This window comes from Leptotrichia sp. HSP-342, from assembly GCF_041199995.1.
GTDB classification, from domain to species: Bacteria; Fusobacteriota; Fusobacteriia; order Fusobacteriales; family Leptotrichiaceae; genus Leptotrichia; species Leptotrichia mesophila.
Window position 1 is genome coordinate 1,993,138 of record NZ_CP165646.1, and the last position, 19,108, is coordinate 2,012,245.

A 19,108-nucleotide genomic window follows, 5' to 3' on the forward strand; every position below is an offset into this window, starting at 1 on the left:
TTGTCAAAATTTATTTAGCTATGTCCCAAAACAAAAAAAGAAGCAGAATCCCCAAAATCCTGCTTCCACACACATTAATCAACTAGATTCCCATATTTATCCTTGCAGTAATAATATCCACTAGAATCTTTAAAACATCTTCTACCTTCTTCTCTTTCAGACTTCTCTACCCTATCCCAGTAACTCTTGCTAAACAGTTCACAACTTACCGTAGACATCGCAAGTATCAAAATTAAAAGTAATTTTTTCATAAAATCCACTCCTATACGATATTCTATTTATTTATAATTTTCAAATTTCAATCGGTTGTTTTGTTTTTTTGATTATAGTTTTATTATATCATAAATTATTTTAATTTCCATGCTGTTGGGGAAAATAATATTAACATTGGGAAAATTTCCAGCCTTCCTGCCAGCATTCCAAAACTAAGAATTACTTTTGAGAAATTGTTTAATTCAGCAAAGCTGAATGTAGGGCCTACTTTTGCTAATCCCGGACCGATATTATTAAATGTGGCGGCAACAGCACTAAAAGCAGTCATAAAGTCATCTGTTGAGTAGGAAATCATTAGAAGAATTCCTCCAAAAACTAGTGAATAGACTAAAAAATATACTGCAATACTTTTTTGCATAGCTGAATTTACTGGCTTATCATCATATTTTACTGTAACTACACGATTTGGACTTATCATTTGGACAATTTCAGCAAAATAGATTTTTACCATTAATACAACTCTTGATATTTTCAGTCCTCCAGCTGTAGAGCCTGCACATGCTCCAAAAAACATTAGGATAAGCAAGATAACTTGTGAAAATAACGGCCATTTTCCAAAATCAGCTGTAGAATATCCAGTTGTTGTTATGACTGAGGAAACTGAGAAAAATACATCTCTTATACAGTTCCATATGGAGCCGTATGTCTGATATATATTGAAAACTATTAGTGTAATTGCTCCAAAAACTATTAGTAAATAATATTTTAATTCTTCATTTTTAAAGATGTCTTTTATTTTTCCAATTAAAATAAAATAATAAATATTAAAGTTTACTCCAAATACTATCATTCCAATTCCAAGTATTATTTCGACATAAGGGTTATTGTATGGTAAAATGCTACCATTTCTTACTCCAAATCCTCCTGTTCCTGCGGTACCAAATGCAAGAAGAGTAGACTCAAATAGATTAAGTCCGCCAAACATTAATAAAATTATAAGAACGATTGTCATAACAATATAAATTTTATAAAGCATTCTGGCTGTTGTTGATAGTTTTGAAACTAATTTTCCAAATGTTGGACCAGGCACTTCAGCTTTCATTACATGAACTGATGTTGCAGAACTTGGAAAAATTGCAAGCGCTAGAACTAGAACTCCCATTCCACCGACAAAATGGGTAAAACTTCGCCAAAATAAATTAGAATGGCTAATTTTGCTAAGATCTGGTATTATGCTAGATCCAGTTGTTGTAAAGCCGCTTACAATTTCAAAAAACGCATCTATAAAAGAAGGGATTTCCTTTGTAAATACAAATGGCAATGCACCAAAAATAGACATCAAAATCCAAGATAAAGAAACTATTATATAGCCTTCCCTACCTTGAATCCGTTCATCTTCAGGAAGCTTCATAGAGAGAAGAAAACCTATTGCTAGAAGAAGAAGTATTACAGAACCATAAGCAATTTTATATTTTGCATTTTCATTGTATAAAAAACTTATAATTAAAGGTAATACCATTAATCCAGCTTCAAGTATAAGTATTTTTCCAGTTATAAAACCTATCATTCTTTTATTCATTTTTACTCCTTAAATTAATATAATCGTTTTTTTTATTTAAGTGAATTTGGACTTAAATTTTAGATGCGAATATATTTAAATTTTACAGTTTTATTCTAAAATATCGTCAAAATCTTCGATAGAAGATGCTATTGCTACAATCATTACGCTGTCATTGTTTTTGATAGCATCATTTCCTCCCGGAAAAATCATTTTATTATCCCGCAATATACTTACAATCAATATTCCTTTTTTTAATTTTAAATCTTTTAGCGGAACATTAACAGCGGCACTATTTTCATTGATTTCGAAAGTAATAAATTCCACCTGGTTTTCTAGCCTGTATAAAAAACTCATTGTGGATCCTCGCATATCTGTTTTTGATCTTATAACTCTTATTATCATGTCAGAAATAACTTTTTTGGGCACAACCGTCGATGTTCTAGTATTGTTTTCAAGTATAGGAAGTAGCAATGTTCTGTTCATTTTTGTAATTAACTTAGAATTTGTTATGGAGTTTACAAACATTGAAATAACAACATTTTCTTCATCGCTATCTGTAAGAATTACAGTTGCATCATAGTTATTTATTCCTTCCTGTACTAAGAATTCCTGATCGGCTTCATCTCCTTTTATTACAATTGCTTTTGGATAAGCTTCACTCAGTTTTTCTGCACGTGTTCTATCATTTTCTATGACTTTTACCTTGTTTTTGTTTTCAATAAGTTTTCCAATTAAATAATGAGAAATTGTTCCTCCACCGATAAGCAGTGTAGATCCGATTTTTAAGTTGCTTTGTTCAATTCTGTCATAAAATTTATGAACTGCTTCTATAGAACCTGCAACATAGACAACATCTCCTTCCAGGATAGTAAAATCTCCAGTTGGAATAAAGACATTTTCATCTCTTCTGACAGTGCAGATAATAACTTTGTCTTTTGTGCTAAATTCAAGGTTTTTTAACTGTGTCCCATTCAGAAAACTATTTTTTTCAACTTTTATTGAAATAAAGCTGGCTTTTTGTCCAAAAAAGTTTTCTACACTTAAGGCAACTGGGAACATTAGTTTATTTGCAATGCTTTTGGCAGTTTCCATTTCGGGATTTATCATAAGGGAAATTCCAAGTCCTTCCCTTACAAATTGCATATTTGAACTGTATTCAGGATTTCTTACTCTTGCTATAGTAAATTTTGAACCAATTTTTTTTGCTATTATTGAAGAGATTATGTTTAGCTCATCTGATTCTGTTGCAGCAATAAAAATATCGGCACTGTCTGCACCAGCTTCAAGTAAAGTCTCATAAGACTCTCCATTTCCTACAAGCCCAGTTATATCGTAAGTTTCTACAAGCTTATTTAATACTTTTTCTTCTTTCTCAATTAAAATGACATCGTTACCTTCAGCTGAAAGTTCGCTACAAAGCGATTCACCAACGACACCAGCTCCTGCTATAACTATTTTCATATTTTTTCTCTTTCTTGTTATTTTTTATTTATTTTCTAAATATTTTGCAATTTCCTTTGCATAATAAGTAATGATAGCGTTTGCTCCAGCTCTTTTCATCGCATACATCTGTTCCATGACAATTTTCATTTCATCAATCCATCCATTTTCAGCTGCAGCTTTTACCATTGAATATTCTCCCGAAACGCTGTAAGCTACGATTGGGATTTCAAATTTATCACTTACCTTTTTTATAACATCAAGATATGCCATTGCAGGCTTCACAATTATAATATCTGCTCCTTGACGTAAATCTTCAGCAACTTCGTCTATCGCATCTTTTGAATATTGAAAATTCATCTGGTAAGACTTTCTATCTCCAAATTGAGGAGCTGAATCTGCTGCATCTCTAAAAGGTCCATAAAATGCTGATGAATATTTTACTGAATAAGCCATTACTGGAATATTTTCAAAATTATTTTGAGCTAAAACATTGGAAATTTTTTCCACACGTCCATCCATCATGTCTGAAGGTGCTACAATATCTGCTCCAGCCTTTGCGTAGGAGAGTGCTGTTTTTCCAAGAACTTCTAAAGTTTCATCATTTTTTACATAACCATTTTCATCAAGAATACCACAATGGCCATGACTTGTATATTCACAGCAGCAAATATCACAGATTACAAGAAAATTGTCATATTTTTCTTTTATAAATCGAACTGCATTCTGAATAATACCATTTTCATTGTAGGCTTCTGTTGCACAGGCATCTTTATTTTTAGGAATTCCGAAAAGTAAAATCGAATTTATTCCCAATTTTACCAGTTCATCCAGTTCTTCAGAAAGCCTGTCAATAGAGTATCTAAAAATTCCTGGCATTGAAGGGATTTCGTTCTTGATATTTTCTCCCTCTTCAATAAAAATTGGATAAATCAAATCTTCCTTTGAGACATAAACATCTTTTACAAGATTTCTTATCACTTCATTTTTTCGTAATTTTCTATGTCTTTTAAACATTTTTGTTTCACCTTTTTTCATTTCGTTATTTAAAGTTTGAACATTTATTTTTCTATTTTGTCAAGAACTTTTTGAATTTCACTTTTCATAGCACGTGAACGTTTGCAGTTTTTACCGCTCGTAGAAATTGCAATTTGAAATTCGCTGTTTTTTACAATTCCTCCAAACATTGCGTTCATTTTAGTTTTTGAAGATGCATTGTTAATTAATATTTCTTTAGAATCACAAACTTGTGCTATATTTTCATTCAGCTGTTCATCATCTGTAGCTGAAATAACTAGAAAGAAATCTTTTACAAGTTTTTCAATTTCATCTTTATTGTTTTCGATTTTCTTGTTATCTTCTATTTTTAAATTTTTTAGTTCTAATATACTTTGCTCTTTAATGTTATCAGTAACAACAGTAACATCAGCTCCATACTCTAAAACTTTTTTGATTTTTTTTAGTGCAACTTTTCCACCTCCAATAACAAGAACTTTTTTATTTTCCAAGTTTATAAATAATGGAAACCACATATTTTAATGCTCCTTTCACTTTTTTCTGATGACAATAGGATAACATATTATAAGTAGAAAAACAAGCGATTTATAACATAATATTTTTTTCACTAAAAATATAGAAATAACGTGATTTTTTTTTACAAAAATGATAAAATATAGAAAAATTTCTAAAAATAAAATACGGGGAGCTTTGTTATGAAATATATAAAAAATTTTTTTGAACAATTCATTATCTTAATTCAATTTATGACACGTATTCCGATACCAATAAAAGTAGAGTATAGTGAGAAAAAATTAGGAAAGTCAATTAAATTTTTTCCATTAGTCGGCTTAATCATTGGCTTAATTTTATATTTTTCAAATTTTTTAATTACAGTCTATCTAAAAAATATTTTTTATAATAAAGTGATAATTGCTGTACTTATTATAATTATAGAAATTTTAGCTGTTGGAATAATCCATATTGATGGACTTGCTGATACTTTTGATGGACTTTTTAGTTATGCTAAGAAAGAAAAAATGCTGGAAATTATGAAAGATTCAAGAATTGGTACAAATGGAACAGTTGTATTAATTTTATATTTTATTACAAAAATTACTATAATTTCTGAAATTATCACAATAAACCCGAAATACCTAATAATTTTTCCAATCGTTGCAAGACTTTCAACATCAGTAAATGCTGGTCTTTCTGACTATGCTAGAAAATCTGGAATGAGTAATGCCATAATTTCTGAAAATGGTATTTTTGAAGTGATTTTTTCACTTATTTTGACAAATGCTCTAGTATTTCTTATAATTGGAACAAAAGGCGGTATTGCTTTATTTATCGCACTTTTATTTATAATTCTGTTTATGCTTAATGTACGAAAAAAGATTGGCGGGATAACGGGCGATACAATGGGAGCTTCTCTTGAATTAACATCAATATTAGTCCTATTTTTAGGGATTGTTTTACGGTAACTAAATAAAATGCAGTAAAAATAAAGATAATCAAAGAGGAGAATAAGATGACAGAAATATTATTTATAAGACATGGTGAAACAGACCATAATAAAAAACATCTGTATTACGGACATCTAAATCCAAGCTTGAATACAACAGGAATAAATCAGTTAAAAAATACGAAAAAAAAACTTGAAGAACTGAATGAAAAAATAGATATAGTATTTTCAAGCGACTTAAATCGATGTAGAGAAAGTTTAGAACTTTTGGAAATTGACAAAAATATAAAAAAGAATTTTTCTGAAAATTTGAGAGAACTGAATTTTGGGATACTTGAAGGGAAAACTTACAAAGACATTGAAAAAGAGTTCCCACATTATATCGATGAAATGAAAAATAACTGGAGAAATTTTAAGGCAGAAGGTGGAGAAAGCCTTTCTGATTTGCAAAAACGAATTGTAAAAAAAATTGAGAAAATAAAGAAGGATTATGAAAACAAAAGAATACTTATTATAGCTCATGCGGGAGTTATCCAATCCTTAATTAGCTATTATCTATTCTGCAACTTGGATGGATACTGGAAATTTAAGATAGATAACGGAAGTATTACAAAAATGACTGTTGTGGATGATGGATTTATTTATTTTAATTATATTAATAAATAAAATATCAATTTTTTATAGTTTTATTTTTAATACTCATCTAAATTTATTAAAAAATAATTTTAAATTGAATAAAATTTATGTGATAATAGATTAACTCCGAATGTTAGGAGGTGAATAAAGATGAGAGTAAAAGAAACTATCAAAATTCTTTTACTAATTTTACTGGAAGTATTGAGATACTTAATTGAAAAATTCCTGTAAAAGGAAAAGAGAGTGATGCGACACTCTCTTTTTTATCTCCAAATGTTAGTTAGTTTTACAAAATAATTATATCACATAAGTTATTTTAAATCAACTAAATTATTTTTAAAATTTTATAAATCTGTAAATTAATTAAATGTAACAAAAAGTAAAAATAATATAAAAATAAACTCTTCAAATTTTATTAAAATTGTTATATAATATTCAAGTAAATATTTTTTAATAAAAGGATTATGCGTTATCCTAAAATTAACGTAAATCTATGAAAGGAAGGGAAAAAAGTTTTTAAGATAATGGAATTGTTGACAATAAAATTAAAAAAATTATTTTCAGAAAATATAAATAATATTTTTGGTGCTGATTATACAGAAAAAGTCGATATTCAAAATTCCACAAAAAGAGAATTTGGAGATTTTCAGACAAATTTTGCGATGGTTAGTTCAAAATTAATTGGTAAAAATCCACGAGAGATTGCAAGTACACTTGTAGATAATTTTAAAGAAAATGATATTATTGAAAAGTTGGAAATTGCAGGGCCAGGATTTATTAATATTTATTTGAAAAATAACTTTTTGAATGAAGAATTAAAAAAAGTGGAAAATGAAAAATATGATTTTTCTTTTTTAAATACAGATAAAACTATAATAATTGATTATTCTTCACCTAATATTGCTAAGAGAATGCACATTGGACATTTGAGAAGTACAATTATCGGGGATTCCATCAAGAGAACTTTGCAATTTTTAGGTTTTCATACACTTGCTGACAATCATATTGGTGATTGGGGAACACAATTTGGAAAACTCATTGTAGCTTATAAGAATTGGCTGAATAAGAAGTCCTATGAAGAAGATCCGATTGGTGAACTGGAAAGAATTTATGTGCAGTTTTCTGATGAAGCTAAAAAAAATCCTGCTTTGGAGGATGAGGCTCGTGAAGAACTGAAAAAATTACAGCTTGGAGATGAAGAAAATCAAAAATTGTGGAAGGAATTTATAGATATTTCACTAAAAGAATACAATAAAATTTATGATAGGCTTGGTGTAAATTTCGACTATTATTATGGTGAATCATTTTACAATGGTATGATGCCAGCTGTACTGGAAGAATTGAAGGAAAAAGGTATTGCACGTGAAGATCAGGGAGCATTGGTCGTGTTTTTTGAAAATGACAAGCTGCCACCTGCAATTGTGCAGAAAAAAGATGGAAGCTTCCTGTATACAACTTCTGACCTGGCTACAATGAAATTTAGAAAAGATGAATTAAATGTAGACGAAGCTGTTTACCTAACTGACGATAGGCAGCAAAATCACTTTAAGCAGGTTTTTGAAATTGGAGAGATGCTTGGAGAACCTTATAATTACAAAAAGACTCATGTTGTATTTGGAATTATGAGATTTGGTGATGGAATGATTTTTTCTTCCAGAAGCGGAAATATAATAAGACTTGTTGATTTGCTAGATGAGGCAAAAACTCAAGTTAAAAAGGTAATTGATGAAAAAAATCCGAATATTCCAGAAGAAGAAAAAGAAAAAATTGCTGAAATTGTGGGAAGCGGAGCTATAAAATACTTTGATTTGAGCCAGAACAGGACTTCGGATATAACATTTACTTGGGACAAGGTACTTAGTTTTGAAGGAAATACGGGTCCTTATTTGCAATATACTTATGTTCGGATTATGTCGATTTTTAGAAAATTGAAGGAAGAAAATATTAATGTGGAAAATAAAGATATTATTTTAGACGATATGACTGGCATTGAACGAGAACTAGCTACAGAGCTTTTAAGATTTCCACAGGCAGTAGTAAAATCGTATGAAAGCTATCGTCCAAACATAATAGCTGATTATTTATTTGACATGGCAAAATTATTTAATAATTTCTATAATTCAAGTTCTATTCTGAAGGAAGAAAATAAAAAAATTATGGATGCACGAATTTTATTATCAGAAAAAACTGCATTTGTTTTAAAAGAAGGACTTAGCCTTCTTGGAATTACGACTGTAGATAGAATGTAAATTTATAAAAATTTTAGTTAGAAGACTTCTAAAAACAGAAATAATACAACTTTTACTAAAAAAGAGAAATAAATTAATCAAAAAACAATTTTGATTTAATCGGGATTTAATGATTATGGTGTATACTATATTCAGATCGATTAAAAGATCTGAAACCTCAATTAACCCCCCCTTTTATGGCCCTCTTTTTTAAGAGGGCTTTTTACTTTTTATACATCTGACAACTTTAACATAATAATCAACTGATTTATTAAATTAAAAAATTAAATTATAGAAAAGAGGAGAAAAATGGCAAAACAACAACAACAATTTCTTTATGATTACAGAAGTGATCATGATGAAAGCGGAAAAGGCTTAGGAAAAATCGCATTTATTTTACTTATTTTTTCAATCCTTCTAGTCTTACTTTCACATTTTGTATTAATTGAAAAGAAGGAAAAATTTGAAAAGGAGATTCCTGTTTTAAAAGAAAACAAGCAGACACTTGAAAAAGAAGTGGAAGTCCTTAATGGACGTATAAAACATAGTGAAGAAAGCTATAAAAAAGTTGAAGCGCTAGTAAATAAATATAAATAAAAAGGAGTAGAGAAATGAAAAAAATACTATCAATTATCGGTTTAACACTTGCTATAGCAGGATTTTTATATTCAAGTTTCCATATCTTTGGAACAACTGCAAAATTTATAGAACAACATAACCTAAAATCAAACGTTAAAAAATTAACTGCCGATAAAAATAAGAAAACTGAGGAGCTTACAGTACTTACTAAAAAAAATGCAGAAATAAAGGGACAATACGAACAACTGAAGGCTGACAAAAAGATTAAGACTGTATACTTGACTTTTGATGACGGACCTTCACCACACACTGATCAAATACTTGACATTTTGAAAAAAAATAATATAAAGGCAACATTCTTTGTAATTGGAATTGGAAAAAATTACAATGATTATAAGAAAATAATTGACCATGGACATGTACTCGGATTACATACTTATTCGCATGAATATAAAGAAGTTTATGCAAATGAAGAAAGTTTCTTTAAAGATCTTTATAAAATAAGAGATGCTGTAAAATCAACAACTGGATTAGATGTGAAAATTACAAGATTTCCTGGTGGATCAAGCAATGCGATAGCGTCTAAAGCTCTAAAAACAGCTATAATTAACAGAATGACAAAAGAAGGGTATGTATATTTTGACTGGAATTGTGATTCAACAGATGCTTCTGGAAATAATGTTCCTGTAGAAAAATTGGTTAAATATGGTGTCTGCACAACTCACTCTGATATAAATGTCCTAATGCACGATACACATGCTAAGAAAACTACTGTTCAAGCGCTGCAGCAAATTATTGACGGATATAAAAAGGCTGGATATACATTTGAAACTTTAGATGTAAATAGTCCAAAAATTCAGCATGTAAAACAACCTGAACTGAAATAACTAAGTAAAAAATAAGTAATTAAACATTAAAAATATGATATAATATAGAAGTTGTTCAAATTATTTTTTAAATATTTGGATATTGTAGCAAATACTTTTAATCTTCAATGCTATAAAATCTTTTATTATTAAGGAGAATATTAATGAAAAAAATAGTTACTATATTTGCAGGATTAACAATATCGCTGTTGTTAATTTCAAAAACAAATACAGACAATAATATAGTCTACGTAAAAAATGAAATAACGAGATCTACTGAGAACGAAGCTGACTTATATGCTTCTAAAAAATCAGGTTCAAAAAAATCACAAAGTGGAATAGCTTCATATTACGGAAAAGGACTGCATGGAAGTAGAACAGCTAGTGGAGAAAGACATAATAGACATGAAATGGTCGCAGCTCATAGATCTCTTCCATTCGGAACAAAAGTAAAAGTTACAAACTTAAGTAATGGAAAGGAAGTTATCGTAAAAATCAATGATAGAGGTCCTTTTGCAAAAGGACGTGTAATTGATTTAAGCTATGGGGCTTTTTCAAAAATAGAAAATCCGGGAAAAGGACTAACAAGAGTAAAACTTGAAGTTTTAAATTCTTTAAAATAGTTCATATTTGGAACAGTAAAATTATTATTTTAAAAGAAAGGTGGAAAATATAGTGTTAAATGGTAAAATTGCATTAATTACAGGTGGTTCAAGAGGAATTGGAAAGGAAATAGCACTAAAATTTGCTGAAAATGGAGCAACTGTTATTTCTGGAGATTTAATTGATCCTGATTACAGCCATGAAAATGTTTCGCACGTTAAATTAAATGTTACTGATAGAGAAAATATAAAAGAGATTGCAAATGAAATCAAAGAAAAATATGGAAGATTGGATATTCTTGTAAATAATGCAGGAATTACAAGAGATTCATTACTTCAAAGAATGAAGGAAGCAGACTGGGATTTAGTAATTGATATTAACTTAAAAGGTGTCTACAATGTGATGCAAGGTTTTGTTTCTTTATTATTAAAGAGTAAAGCCTCAAGTGTAATAAATATGGCTTCTGTTGTAGGAGTTGATGGAAATGCCGGACAAACTAACTACGCAGCTACAAAAGGTGGAGTAATCGCTATGGCAAAAACTTGGGCAAAAGAATTCGGTAGAAAAAATCTTAGATCAAATGCAATTGCACCAGGATTTATCGAAACAAATATGACTCACGTATTACCTGAAAAAGTTGTAGAAACTGTACTTGCAAATACTCCGCTTAGAAAAATGGGAGATGCTGAAGATGTTGCAAATGCTGCATTATACTTGGCAAGTGATATGTCTAAATTTGTTACAGGACAAGTTTTAAGAGTTGATGGAGGATTGAATTTATAATTCAATAAATTTATTCAAAAATGGCAAAAAATAAAAAATTCTATGCCTATTTCATTACAGATACAAATGAAAATGGAATACTTGAAAGCTGGATAGATTGTCAAAAAAAAGTAAGTGGTAAAAAAGCCCGTTATAAATCATTTAAAAATTTTTCTGAAGCACAAGAATGGTTAAATTCTGGAGCAAATTATGAAAAAAAAGAGAAAAGTGATTTGACTAAACTGTATTCTGAACTAGAGCGTGATGCAATTTATTTTGATGCAGGAACAGGACGGGGCAACGGTGTGGAAGTCAGATTGACTGATTTTGACGGTAATTCACTACTTTATAAAATTATGAACGAAAAAAATATCAATGAATTTGGAAATTATTATGTCGCTGACACCAGAACAAATAACTTTGGTGAATTAGTTGGTATTTACACAGCTTTTGTTTATGCTAAAAAATATGATACAAAGATAATTTGTGGAGACAGTTCTCTCGTTATTGAATATTGGTCAAAAGGACGATACAATAATTCCAGTTTGAAAAATGATACAATTGAACTCATAAAAAAAGTTGCTTTAATGAGAAATGAATTTGAAAAAAAAGGTGGAATCGTAAAAAAAATCTCAGGAGATGTTAATCCCGCTGATTTAGGATTCCACAAATAATGCTAAATAAAGGAGGCTTTTCATGAAAAAAATATTATTAATGGTAATGATGCTAATGATGTCTGTTATTGGGATCGCTGCAAAAACAAAAGTTGCAAATAAATCTTTTAAAGGAGATTATTCAAGAACAACAAATACATTTGTCTACATAAAGGATAATTTGGTATTTCCAAATAAAACTCTTAACTACACAGTGAAAGATTCTACTGGTCTACTTGACCGTATTTATGATTTTATTGGTCAAAAATACGGTGTAACTGATGAAGATATAGTTAATCTAGATGTTAATGGAGTTGTATCTAAAGATGGTGTACTAACTATACAAAAAATAAATAATTATAGAATACCTGAATATAAGTTACATCCTGAACTTGGCTATACTGCTCCGTCAAGTTCTGATGTAGCTCCTGTTACTGCACCACAAGAAGATTCTTTAGATAATTCGAATCTAAATAATGATACTGGATCTTTTTTCAATCAAGAAACTGGAAATTAGTTATCAAGTTAAATTATAAAAAGCAAGGGGTTAATTTACTCCTTGCCTATTTTTTTATAAGATATTCTATAACTGTTTCTTAATTTCCTTTTTTCGTTATATACCGTAAAAGTTCTCATTGTATAAAAATCCAATTCCACAGCCATTAAGTCTGTAAGAAAAATATAACTTTTCATCGTCATTATTGTATTTAATAAATCTTTTTAAAATTTACCAAATTCTCATAATCTTTACTGTAGCAAATACAATAAAACCAATAACAAACATTATAAATATTAATACCTTTGGTTACATTTTTTCTTCTCCATTTTCATAAACTGTCTTTTTTAAAAGTTTTCTATCTTCTGAATGCTTAATTTTTTTCATGAACAATACCATTTCTATATGGAGTTTCCCCTTTATTGATAATCTTTAAATTCAAACTCAGATTCTAAATTCTTATCATAAAACGCTTTAACAATTCTATCTAACAGTTCTAATTGAAACTGCTAGAAGCACACTGAAAATAAAAAGAATAAAAAATTAAACAAATAAATTTTTTTATACATGAAACTCTCTTAAACAAAATAATTATTTTTACAATTCTCTTTTTTTACTTTCCAAAACTCTATCTAAGATCACAATCGCCGTAGCTGCCTCCAATACTGGCACTACCCTCGGTACTATTATTGGGTCATGTCTTCCTCGCACTTCTAAAATATCATTTTGCTTTGTTTCAAGATTTACAGTTTTTTGTGCTCTTTCTATTGAAGCTGTGGGTTTTATTGCCACCTTAAATGATATTGGCATTCCAGTCGTTATTCCACCTATGATTCCACCGTTATTATTTGTAAATGATTTTATATTACCTTTTTCATCATAAAACATTTCATCATTTGCTTCGTACCCTGTCATTTCTGTAATTCCAAAGCCTGCTCCAAATTCTATTCCCTTTGTAGCTGGTACTGAAAAAATCATTCTTGAAAGCTCGCTTTCCATGGATTCAAAATATGGGTCTCCTATTCCCGCAGGAAGTCCTGTAACCATAAGTTCTACAATTCCACCAAGCGAATTCTTTTCTTCCCTTGTTTTTTCCACAGCCTTTTCAATTTTTTCAACAATTTCCTCATTTAAGACAGGTAAAGTCATATTTCTGAGTTTATCAATATTTTCTTCTGTAATATCGCTTTCCACAAAATCTCTATCTTCAATATCTTTCACTGATTTAATGTGAGCTGCAATTAAAATCCCACGCTCCCTCAAAATCTGTTTTGCAATCGCTCCAGCAAATACCAATGAAGCCGTTATTCTCCCAGAAAAATGTCCACTTCCACGAATATCATTAAATCCGTTATATCTGTTAAATCCGCTCCAGTCTGCATGTCCTGGTCTTGGCTTTCTTTTTAATTCACTGTAATCCTTTGAACGCTGATTTGAATTTCTAATAATCATCGCAAGTGGCGTTCCTGTAGTTTTTCCATCAAAAAATCCGCTCAAAATCTCAAATTCGTCCTTTTCCACTCTAGGTGTTGTCAATTCCGATCTTCCTGGTGCTCTTCTTCTCATTTCCTGCGAGATAAATTCTAAATCCAGTTCTGTCCCAGCTGGAATTCCATCAATATTTACTCCTAATGCACTACCATGTGATTCACCAAAAATTGATATTTTATAATTTTTTCCAAAATTTGCTGCCATTTTTTTCCTTTCTATTTTCCCACATTTTTATTTATCATCATTTTTTACAACAAAATCTTTTCCATTTACAAAAACTGCCTCATTATTGCTTATTGGAAGCAAATTTAATTTATTTTCATAAATTTTTATAGTTTCTTTTGTACTTTCGACAAATGGAAATTCATTATTATGTGGCAAAATATAAAAATCTGTGATATTCATTGCTTCATAATTATCTAAATCAGGAGCAATGTCCTTATTATCCATTATCTGATTATATTCTATATTTTTAGAAGTAATAATCGCTCCAGCCGATTCTCCTATATAAAGCATTCCATTTGAAATTTTATCTTTAATAGTATCTATAATTTTTTTACGTTTTAGTTCCTGCAATAAATAAAATGTATTTCCACCTGATACATACAAAATTTTTGTATCCTTCAATATATTTTCTATTTTTTGTTTTTCTGTTTTTGAAATATCTAAAATATTTATTGAAAATCCCAATTCCAAAAATGCCTGCTTAGCTTCGTCTACATATCCTTTATAATCTTCAGTATTTGAAGCAGTAGGAACAAACGTAATTTCTTTTTCTGGTACATCTTTTAAAAACTCTTTCACTAAATTTTTTGTTCCTGCTAAATATGATGTCAAAAATAATTTACTCATATAAATTCCCTTTCCTAACAGTTTTAATTAAATTTTACATTCGCATATTCAATTAATTCTCTATTTCTATTTTAAAAAATTTCATTTTAAATTTTACCATTTTTAACTTATTTTTCTATTACAAATAATCTTTATCTTTCTAGAAAATTTTTTTAACAATCTTTCTCTATTTCTCCACCCATTTTCACAAAATCATCCCAGAAATGGGGATAAGATTTTCTAACACTTTCAGCCTCTTCCAAAATTATTTCCTTTTCACATCTTGTTGAAGCAATCGCAAGCGACATTGCAATTCTATGATCATTCCATGCATTTACTGTAACTCCACCTTTAAATCCTTCTACACCTTGAATAATCAAGCTATCCCCTTCCTCAGCTACATTCGCTCCAAGTTTATTCAGTTCAGTCTTTATTGAAGTTATTCTATCTGATTCTTTTATTCTCAATCTTTCCCCATTAATAATTCGAGTTTCTCCCTCACTAAGCGCCCCTAACACAGTCAAAATTGGTCCAATATCAGGACATTGCGAAATATCAATTAGTGTTCCTTTAGTTTTAGAAGGTTTCACAAGTACATAATCATCGAAAATCTTAAGATTTGCTCCCATTCTAGTCACAATCTCAATAATTTCCCTGTCACCTTGCAACGAATTTTTATTCACATGTAGACATTTTATTTCGTTATCCTTATTAGCCGAAATTATTCCAGCTACAATCCAAAACGCCACTTGTGAATAATCCCCCTCAACAGTATAATCAAACGGCTTATAAATCTGATTTCCCTTTATATCGAAACTCTTATAGTTATTGTTCACAATCTGAATTCCTGCCAGTTTCAATATTTCCAATGTCAAATCAATATATCCCTTAGACTCCAAATTCTTATTAATAGTCAGCTTTGAATCTCCGTCCAAGAGTGGCAAGGCATACAAAAGTCCAGTAATAAACTGTGAACTTATATTCCCGTCAATTTCATAATTTCCTGCCTTCAATTTTCCATTCACTGTAAGTGGCAATTTCCTATTCTCATTTTTATAAAAAATTCCCTGCTTATCAAAAATCCTATAATACGAGTCAAGCGGTCTATCCACCAGTTTCCCTTTTCCGTCGAAAATCAGTTCATTTTCATCTGTAATCCCAATCGGTATCAAAAACCTGATTGTAGACCCCGACTCATTACATTGTACATACTTATCCTTTGGAACGACTTTTCCACCATTTCCAATAATTTCAAGAGAACTTTCCTCTCGATTGATTTTCGCTCCCCAGTTTTGCATAATATCCGTTGTTGTTGTAATATCTACAGAAAACTTCAAATTATCAATTTTAGACTTCCGATTATCCTTATTTTCAGCTAATGCCGCAGCAATCACTGCCCTGTGTGAATAACTTTTAGATGACGGGATTTCTATTTTTCCATTTAATATGCTTGGTTTTATTTTTATTTTCATGGATTATTTTCTCCTTTTAAAATAGAACAATTATTTTATTATAGTTTAATTTTCATTGAACTTCATAAATAACTTGGTTTTTTCTAGCTGACTTAATGTTTCTCTTCTTTGAATATTATATTTTTTAATCAATTCTGTTACTTTTTCTAATTTTTTTTCTTCTATATGATATATGTATTTACATATTATGTATATAAAATCCAAAGGATACAATATCTGAGATAAAGGCATTCTTATATCTTTTCTTGGTGTATTTTCATCATCTTCTGATATTCTATAATGAAAATGATTTTTAGTATGCAGTATTTCTTTATAACCTTTTTCTTCTAAATCTATTCTTATGTAATCTTTATAACTACTTTCTAACAATTCTTTTACATCATTGTAATCATATTCCTCTATCGCTATCTCTTCATGGATTCCAGGAATATAAGATAAACTATACGATACTATCTGATTATTATTGTCAAATTCATAAAAAAATGAAATTACAGATTCATCTCTAAATATTAATTGATAATTTTTATTCTCTATAATAGTATTTTTATAACTATCTATATAATTCTTTTTCGTAAATTTAGAAGTTTTTTTGCCAAATGTATTTGAATTTTTTTTAAAATTATTAATAAATTTTTTTATTTGGCTAATATTATGCCATATTTTCAAGAATTCTATCATATTTTTTTCTATAATTTCTTTCTCATTTATCATTTCATTTTCTCCAAAGTCTTTTTCAATAATAATTCTATCGTACTCTTATCTAATCCACTAGAATTTATTATTTTAGCTATTTCTTCTACATTACTTTTATCTTTTTCTTCTTTATCTCCAAGTTGTTTTATTTTTTTTCTTTGTTCTTTTGTTGGATATATGAATTCTAATTTATAATCACTTTCCTTCACTTTTTCTATTTCATATGAATATTCATTCATTTCTTTACCATACAGCCATACTTTCCATTTGGCTCTTGTCATAGCTGTAAAAATTTTATTTCTCGCAACACTATTTCTACTTGACAAAGAAATACTATCACAATTCAAAACAAATACTAAATTAGCTTCATTTCCTTTTGCTCTATAAATTGTTGTATAAGTTATACAGTTTTCTATCTTTACACGATTAGGATTATTCTTATCAACTAAATTTAATGAAATATTTTTTAACTTCTCTTTTTCACTAATTTTTTCATAGAATATTTTAGAAAATTCTTCATAGTCACGCTGAAGATAATGTTGATCTAAATCAATTATCATTATATCTTGTGTTTTCACATCTTGATTTTCAAGTAATTCTAATATATTCTCAACTACTGCAGTATACTCATCATTTTCAGTTTCAAAAGATAGTGGTTTATCTATCTCTATTCCTTTTTTTTCTTCTATTCTTTTTAATTTTACTTTTTCTCCTTCATTAATTTCACCATTTTCATTAATATATCCCATGTCTACAAGAGTTTTTTTATCTACAAAATTTACAAGTGAAATTTCTTCATTATTTTCTATTTTTCTATACACTCCAAGTCCAATAGCATGTGCAGACACTAATATTTCTACAGGAGTCCTATAAGATATTGATAAATTTATATCCTCACATTCTATATTTTTTCCAAATATTTGATTTTTTGTTGGTATTGTAACATCTTCTCTCAATGATTGTAGTTCATCATACGCATAAATTAAGAATCCAGTTTTTATTCTATTTTTTATCTCAGCTACTTCTTTTTTTAAAACTTTAAGACATAATTTAAAAAAAGATAAACTAAAATCTTGTGCTTCATCAATAAATATCATATCAAAAAAATTATTGTTTTCATTTTCATCTAATTTCATCAATAATTCTTTACATGCAAAATCAAAAGGATCTGTTTGATTCTTTAAATCTCCATATGTCAATGGAGAACAATTTATTAATTCACATATTTCTGAATAAAATCCTTTATTTCCTTTTCCACCCCAAGCATGATAAATCTTAACTTTTTGCATATTAGGTTCATTAAATCTATCATAATCTTTATAAAATCTTTTGAATTTTTTTATTACATCTTCTTTTAAAGACTTTGTATAAAATATAAATGCTAAATCTAACTTAGGGTACATATAATGTGTTCGTGCTATTTTTTTTAACATTAATATTGTTTTTCCACTTCCTGCTAATCCTCTAATTCTTTGATGAGTTTTTATATCTGATTCTACCATATTAAACTGTGTTGAATCATAATTTCCTATATATGTATTTCTTTCCTTTAATTTATATCCTAATGTATCTTTCGAACTTACTTCTCTATCATCATCACTACTTAAATTATACGCTTTTTGAATTGCTCTATTTATTTTCCTTATTTCATCAATTTCAAATTTTATTTTTTTATCTTTTATCACTTTATTTAAATACTCTTCATTAAACTCAAACAAGTCAATCTCCTCTACATATTTATCATAATTTCTAGTAATTTTAAATAAAGAATTGTCTAATGTTAAATAATTCATTAGACATGAACCATATACTTCTTTTTCTTCTTGATTCTCATAAAGTAATATTATTTTATTTTCTAATATTATTATTCCTTTTACATATGATTTTTTATCATTCTCATCTATAATTGGATATCCATAATAAATATTATACTGTATTTCTTTTTTTTTCAACAATACTATAATGTTTGATATTTTTTCTTTTACTTCACTATTAAAGTAATCAAAATTTCCAAATTCATTTTTATTAGTAATCATTTTCACTCTCCTTTTTTAATTTATATTTAATTTTAACATATTATTTTGTCATTTTCAACATTCTAAATTTCTATTTAAAATAAAAAA

The 19,108-nt window shown here is 28.6% G+C and carries 19 protein-coding genes; 9 read left to right on the forward strand and 10 right to left on the reverse strand.

Going from position 1 to position 19,108, the window contains the following annotated elements:
• Positions 1-74: 74 nt before the first annotated feature.
• From AB8B23_RS09940 to AB8B23_RS09960, 5 genes are all read right to left on the reverse strand, one after another.
• Positions 75-251 carry a hypothetical protein gene (locus AB8B23_RS09940; RefSeq protein ID WP_369712613.1) on the reverse strand — a complete coding sequence of 59 codons (177 nt, stop codon included), beginning with the start codon at positions 249-251 and terminating at the stop codon, positions 75-77.
• Positions 252-346: 95 nt separating this feature from the next.
• Complete coding sequence (locus tag AB8B23_RS09945; RefSeq protein WP_369712614.1) at positions 347-1,792, reverse strand: TrkH family potassium uptake protein; 1,446 nt, start codon at positions 1,790-1,792, stop codon at positions 347-349.
• 90 nt (positions 1,793-1,882) lie between these two features.
• On the reverse strand, positions 1,883-3,235 hold the full coding sequence (trkA, locus tag AB8B23_RS09950; protein ID WP_369712615.1) for a Trk system potassium transporter TrkA: 1,353 nt from the start codon (positions 3,233-3,235) through the stop codon (positions 1,883-1,885).
• A gap of 24 nt (positions 3,236-3,259) precedes the next feature.
• Positions 3,260-4,231, reverse strand: a complete 972-nt coding sequence (gene hemB, locus AB8B23_RS09955) for a porphobilinogen synthase (RefSeq protein ID WP_039901476.1) — start codon at positions 4,229-4,231, stop codon at positions 3,260-3,262.
• A 44-nt stretch (positions 4,232-4,275) separates the two neighbouring features.
• Complete coding sequence (locus AB8B23_RS09960; RefSeq protein ID WP_021744757.1) at positions 4,276-4,746, reverse strand: precorrin-2 dehydrogenase/sirohydrochlorin ferrochelatase family protein; 471 nt, start codon at positions 4,744-4,746, stop codon at positions 4,276-4,278.
• A gap of 180 nt (positions 4,747-4,926) precedes the next feature.
• Here AB8B23_RS09960 and cobS point away from each other — a divergent pair, with 180 nt between their 5' ends.
• The 9 genes from cobS to AB8B23_RS10005 all read left to right on the forward strand — a co-directional run bounded on the left by cobS (position 4,927) and on the right by AB8B23_RS10005 (position 12,519).
• Entirely contained in the window at positions 4,927-5,694 is a 768-nt protein-coding gene (cobS, locus tag AB8B23_RS09965) for an adenosylcobinamide-GDP ribazoletransferase (RefSeq protein ID WP_369712616.1), read from the forward strand.
• Between the two features lie 47 nt (positions 5,695-5,741).
• On the forward strand, positions 5,742-6,341 hold the full coding sequence (locus AB8B23_RS09970; RefSeq protein ID WP_369712617.1) for a histidine phosphatase family protein: 600 nt from the start codon (positions 5,742-5,744) through the stop codon (positions 6,339-6,341).
• A 494-nt stretch (positions 6,342-6,835) separates the two neighbouring features.
• Positions 6,836-8,560 (forward strand): arginine--tRNA ligase, encoded by a 1,725-nt coding sequence (gene argS, locus AB8B23_RS09975; protein WP_369712618.1) that lies wholly within the window; start codon positions 6,836-6,838, stop codon positions 8,558-8,560.
• 288 nt (positions 8,561-8,848) lie between these two features.
• Positions 8,849-9,136 carry a hypothetical protein gene (locus AB8B23_RS09980; protein WP_021744761.1) on the forward strand — a complete coding sequence of 96 codons (288 nt, stop codon included), beginning with the start codon at positions 8,849-8,851 and terminating at the stop codon, positions 9,134-9,136.
• Between the two features lie 14 nt (positions 9,137-9,150).
• Positions 9,151-10,005, forward strand: a complete 855-nt coding sequence (locus AB8B23_RS09985) for a polysaccharide deacetylase family protein (protein WP_369712619.1) — start codon at positions 9,151-9,153, stop codon at positions 10,003-10,005.
• 143 nt (positions 10,006-10,148) lie between these two features.
• Complete coding sequence (locus AB8B23_RS09990) at positions 10,149-10,607, forward strand: septal ring lytic transglycosylase RlpA family protein (RefSeq protein WP_369712620.1); 459 nt, start codon at positions 10,149-10,151, stop codon at positions 10,605-10,607.
• Positions 10,608-10,659: 52 nt separating this feature from the next.
• Positions 10,660-11,370: a 3-oxoacyl-ACP reductase FabG gene (gene fabG, locus AB8B23_RS09995; protein ID WP_039901480.1), complete on the forward strand. Its 711-nt coding sequence runs from the start codon at positions 10,660-10,662 to the stop codon at positions 11,368-11,370.
• A gap of 20 nt (positions 11,371-11,390) precedes the next feature.
• On the forward strand, positions 11,391-12,023 hold the full coding sequence (locus AB8B23_RS10000) for an RNase H1/viroplasmin domain-containing protein (protein WP_369712621.1): 633 nt from the start codon (positions 11,391-11,393) through the stop codon (positions 12,021-12,023).
• A gap of 40 nt (positions 12,024-12,063) precedes the next feature.
• A complete protein-coding gene (locus tag AB8B23_RS10005) occupies positions 12,064-12,519 on the forward strand; it encodes a hypothetical protein (protein WP_369712622.1) in 456 nt (151 codons plus the stop codon).
• 576 nt (positions 12,520-13,095) lie between these two features.
• Here the strand turns inward: AB8B23_RS10005 and aroC are convergent.
• The 5 genes from aroC to AB8B23_RS10030 form a co-directional block, all read right to left on the reverse strand.
• Positions 13,096-14,193 carry a chorismate synthase gene (gene aroC, locus AB8B23_RS10010; protein WP_369712623.1) on the reverse strand — a complete coding sequence of 366 codons (1,098 nt, stop codon included), beginning with the start codon at positions 14,191-14,193 and terminating at the stop codon, positions 13,096-13,098.
• 27 nt (positions 14,194-14,220) lie between these two features.
• On the reverse strand, positions 14,221-14,841 hold the full coding sequence (locus AB8B23_RS10015; protein ID WP_369712624.1) for a Type 1 glutamine amidotransferase-like domain-containing protein: 621 nt from the start codon (positions 14,839-14,841) through the stop codon (positions 14,221-14,223).
• Between the two features lie 152 nt (positions 14,842-14,993).
• A complete protein-coding gene (gene aroA, locus AB8B23_RS10020) occupies positions 14,994-16,292 on the reverse strand; it encodes a 3-phosphoshikimate 1-carboxyvinyltransferase (protein ID WP_369712625.1) in 1,299 nt (432 codons plus the stop codon).
• A gap of 45 nt (positions 16,293-16,337) precedes the next feature.
• Complete coding sequence (locus AB8B23_RS10025; RefSeq protein ID WP_369712626.1) at positions 16,338-17,003, reverse strand: hypothetical protein; 666 nt, start codon at positions 17,001-17,003, stop codon at positions 16,338-16,340.
• On the reverse strand, positions 17,000-19,021 hold the full coding sequence (locus AB8B23_RS10030) for a DEAD/DEAH box helicase (RefSeq protein ID WP_369712627.1): 2,022 nt from the start codon (positions 19,019-19,021) through the stop codon (positions 17,000-17,002). Before AB8B23_RS10030 ends, AB8B23_RS10025 begins: the two co-directional genes overlap by 4 nt.
• Between the last annotated feature and the right edge of the window lie 87 nt (positions 19,022-19,108).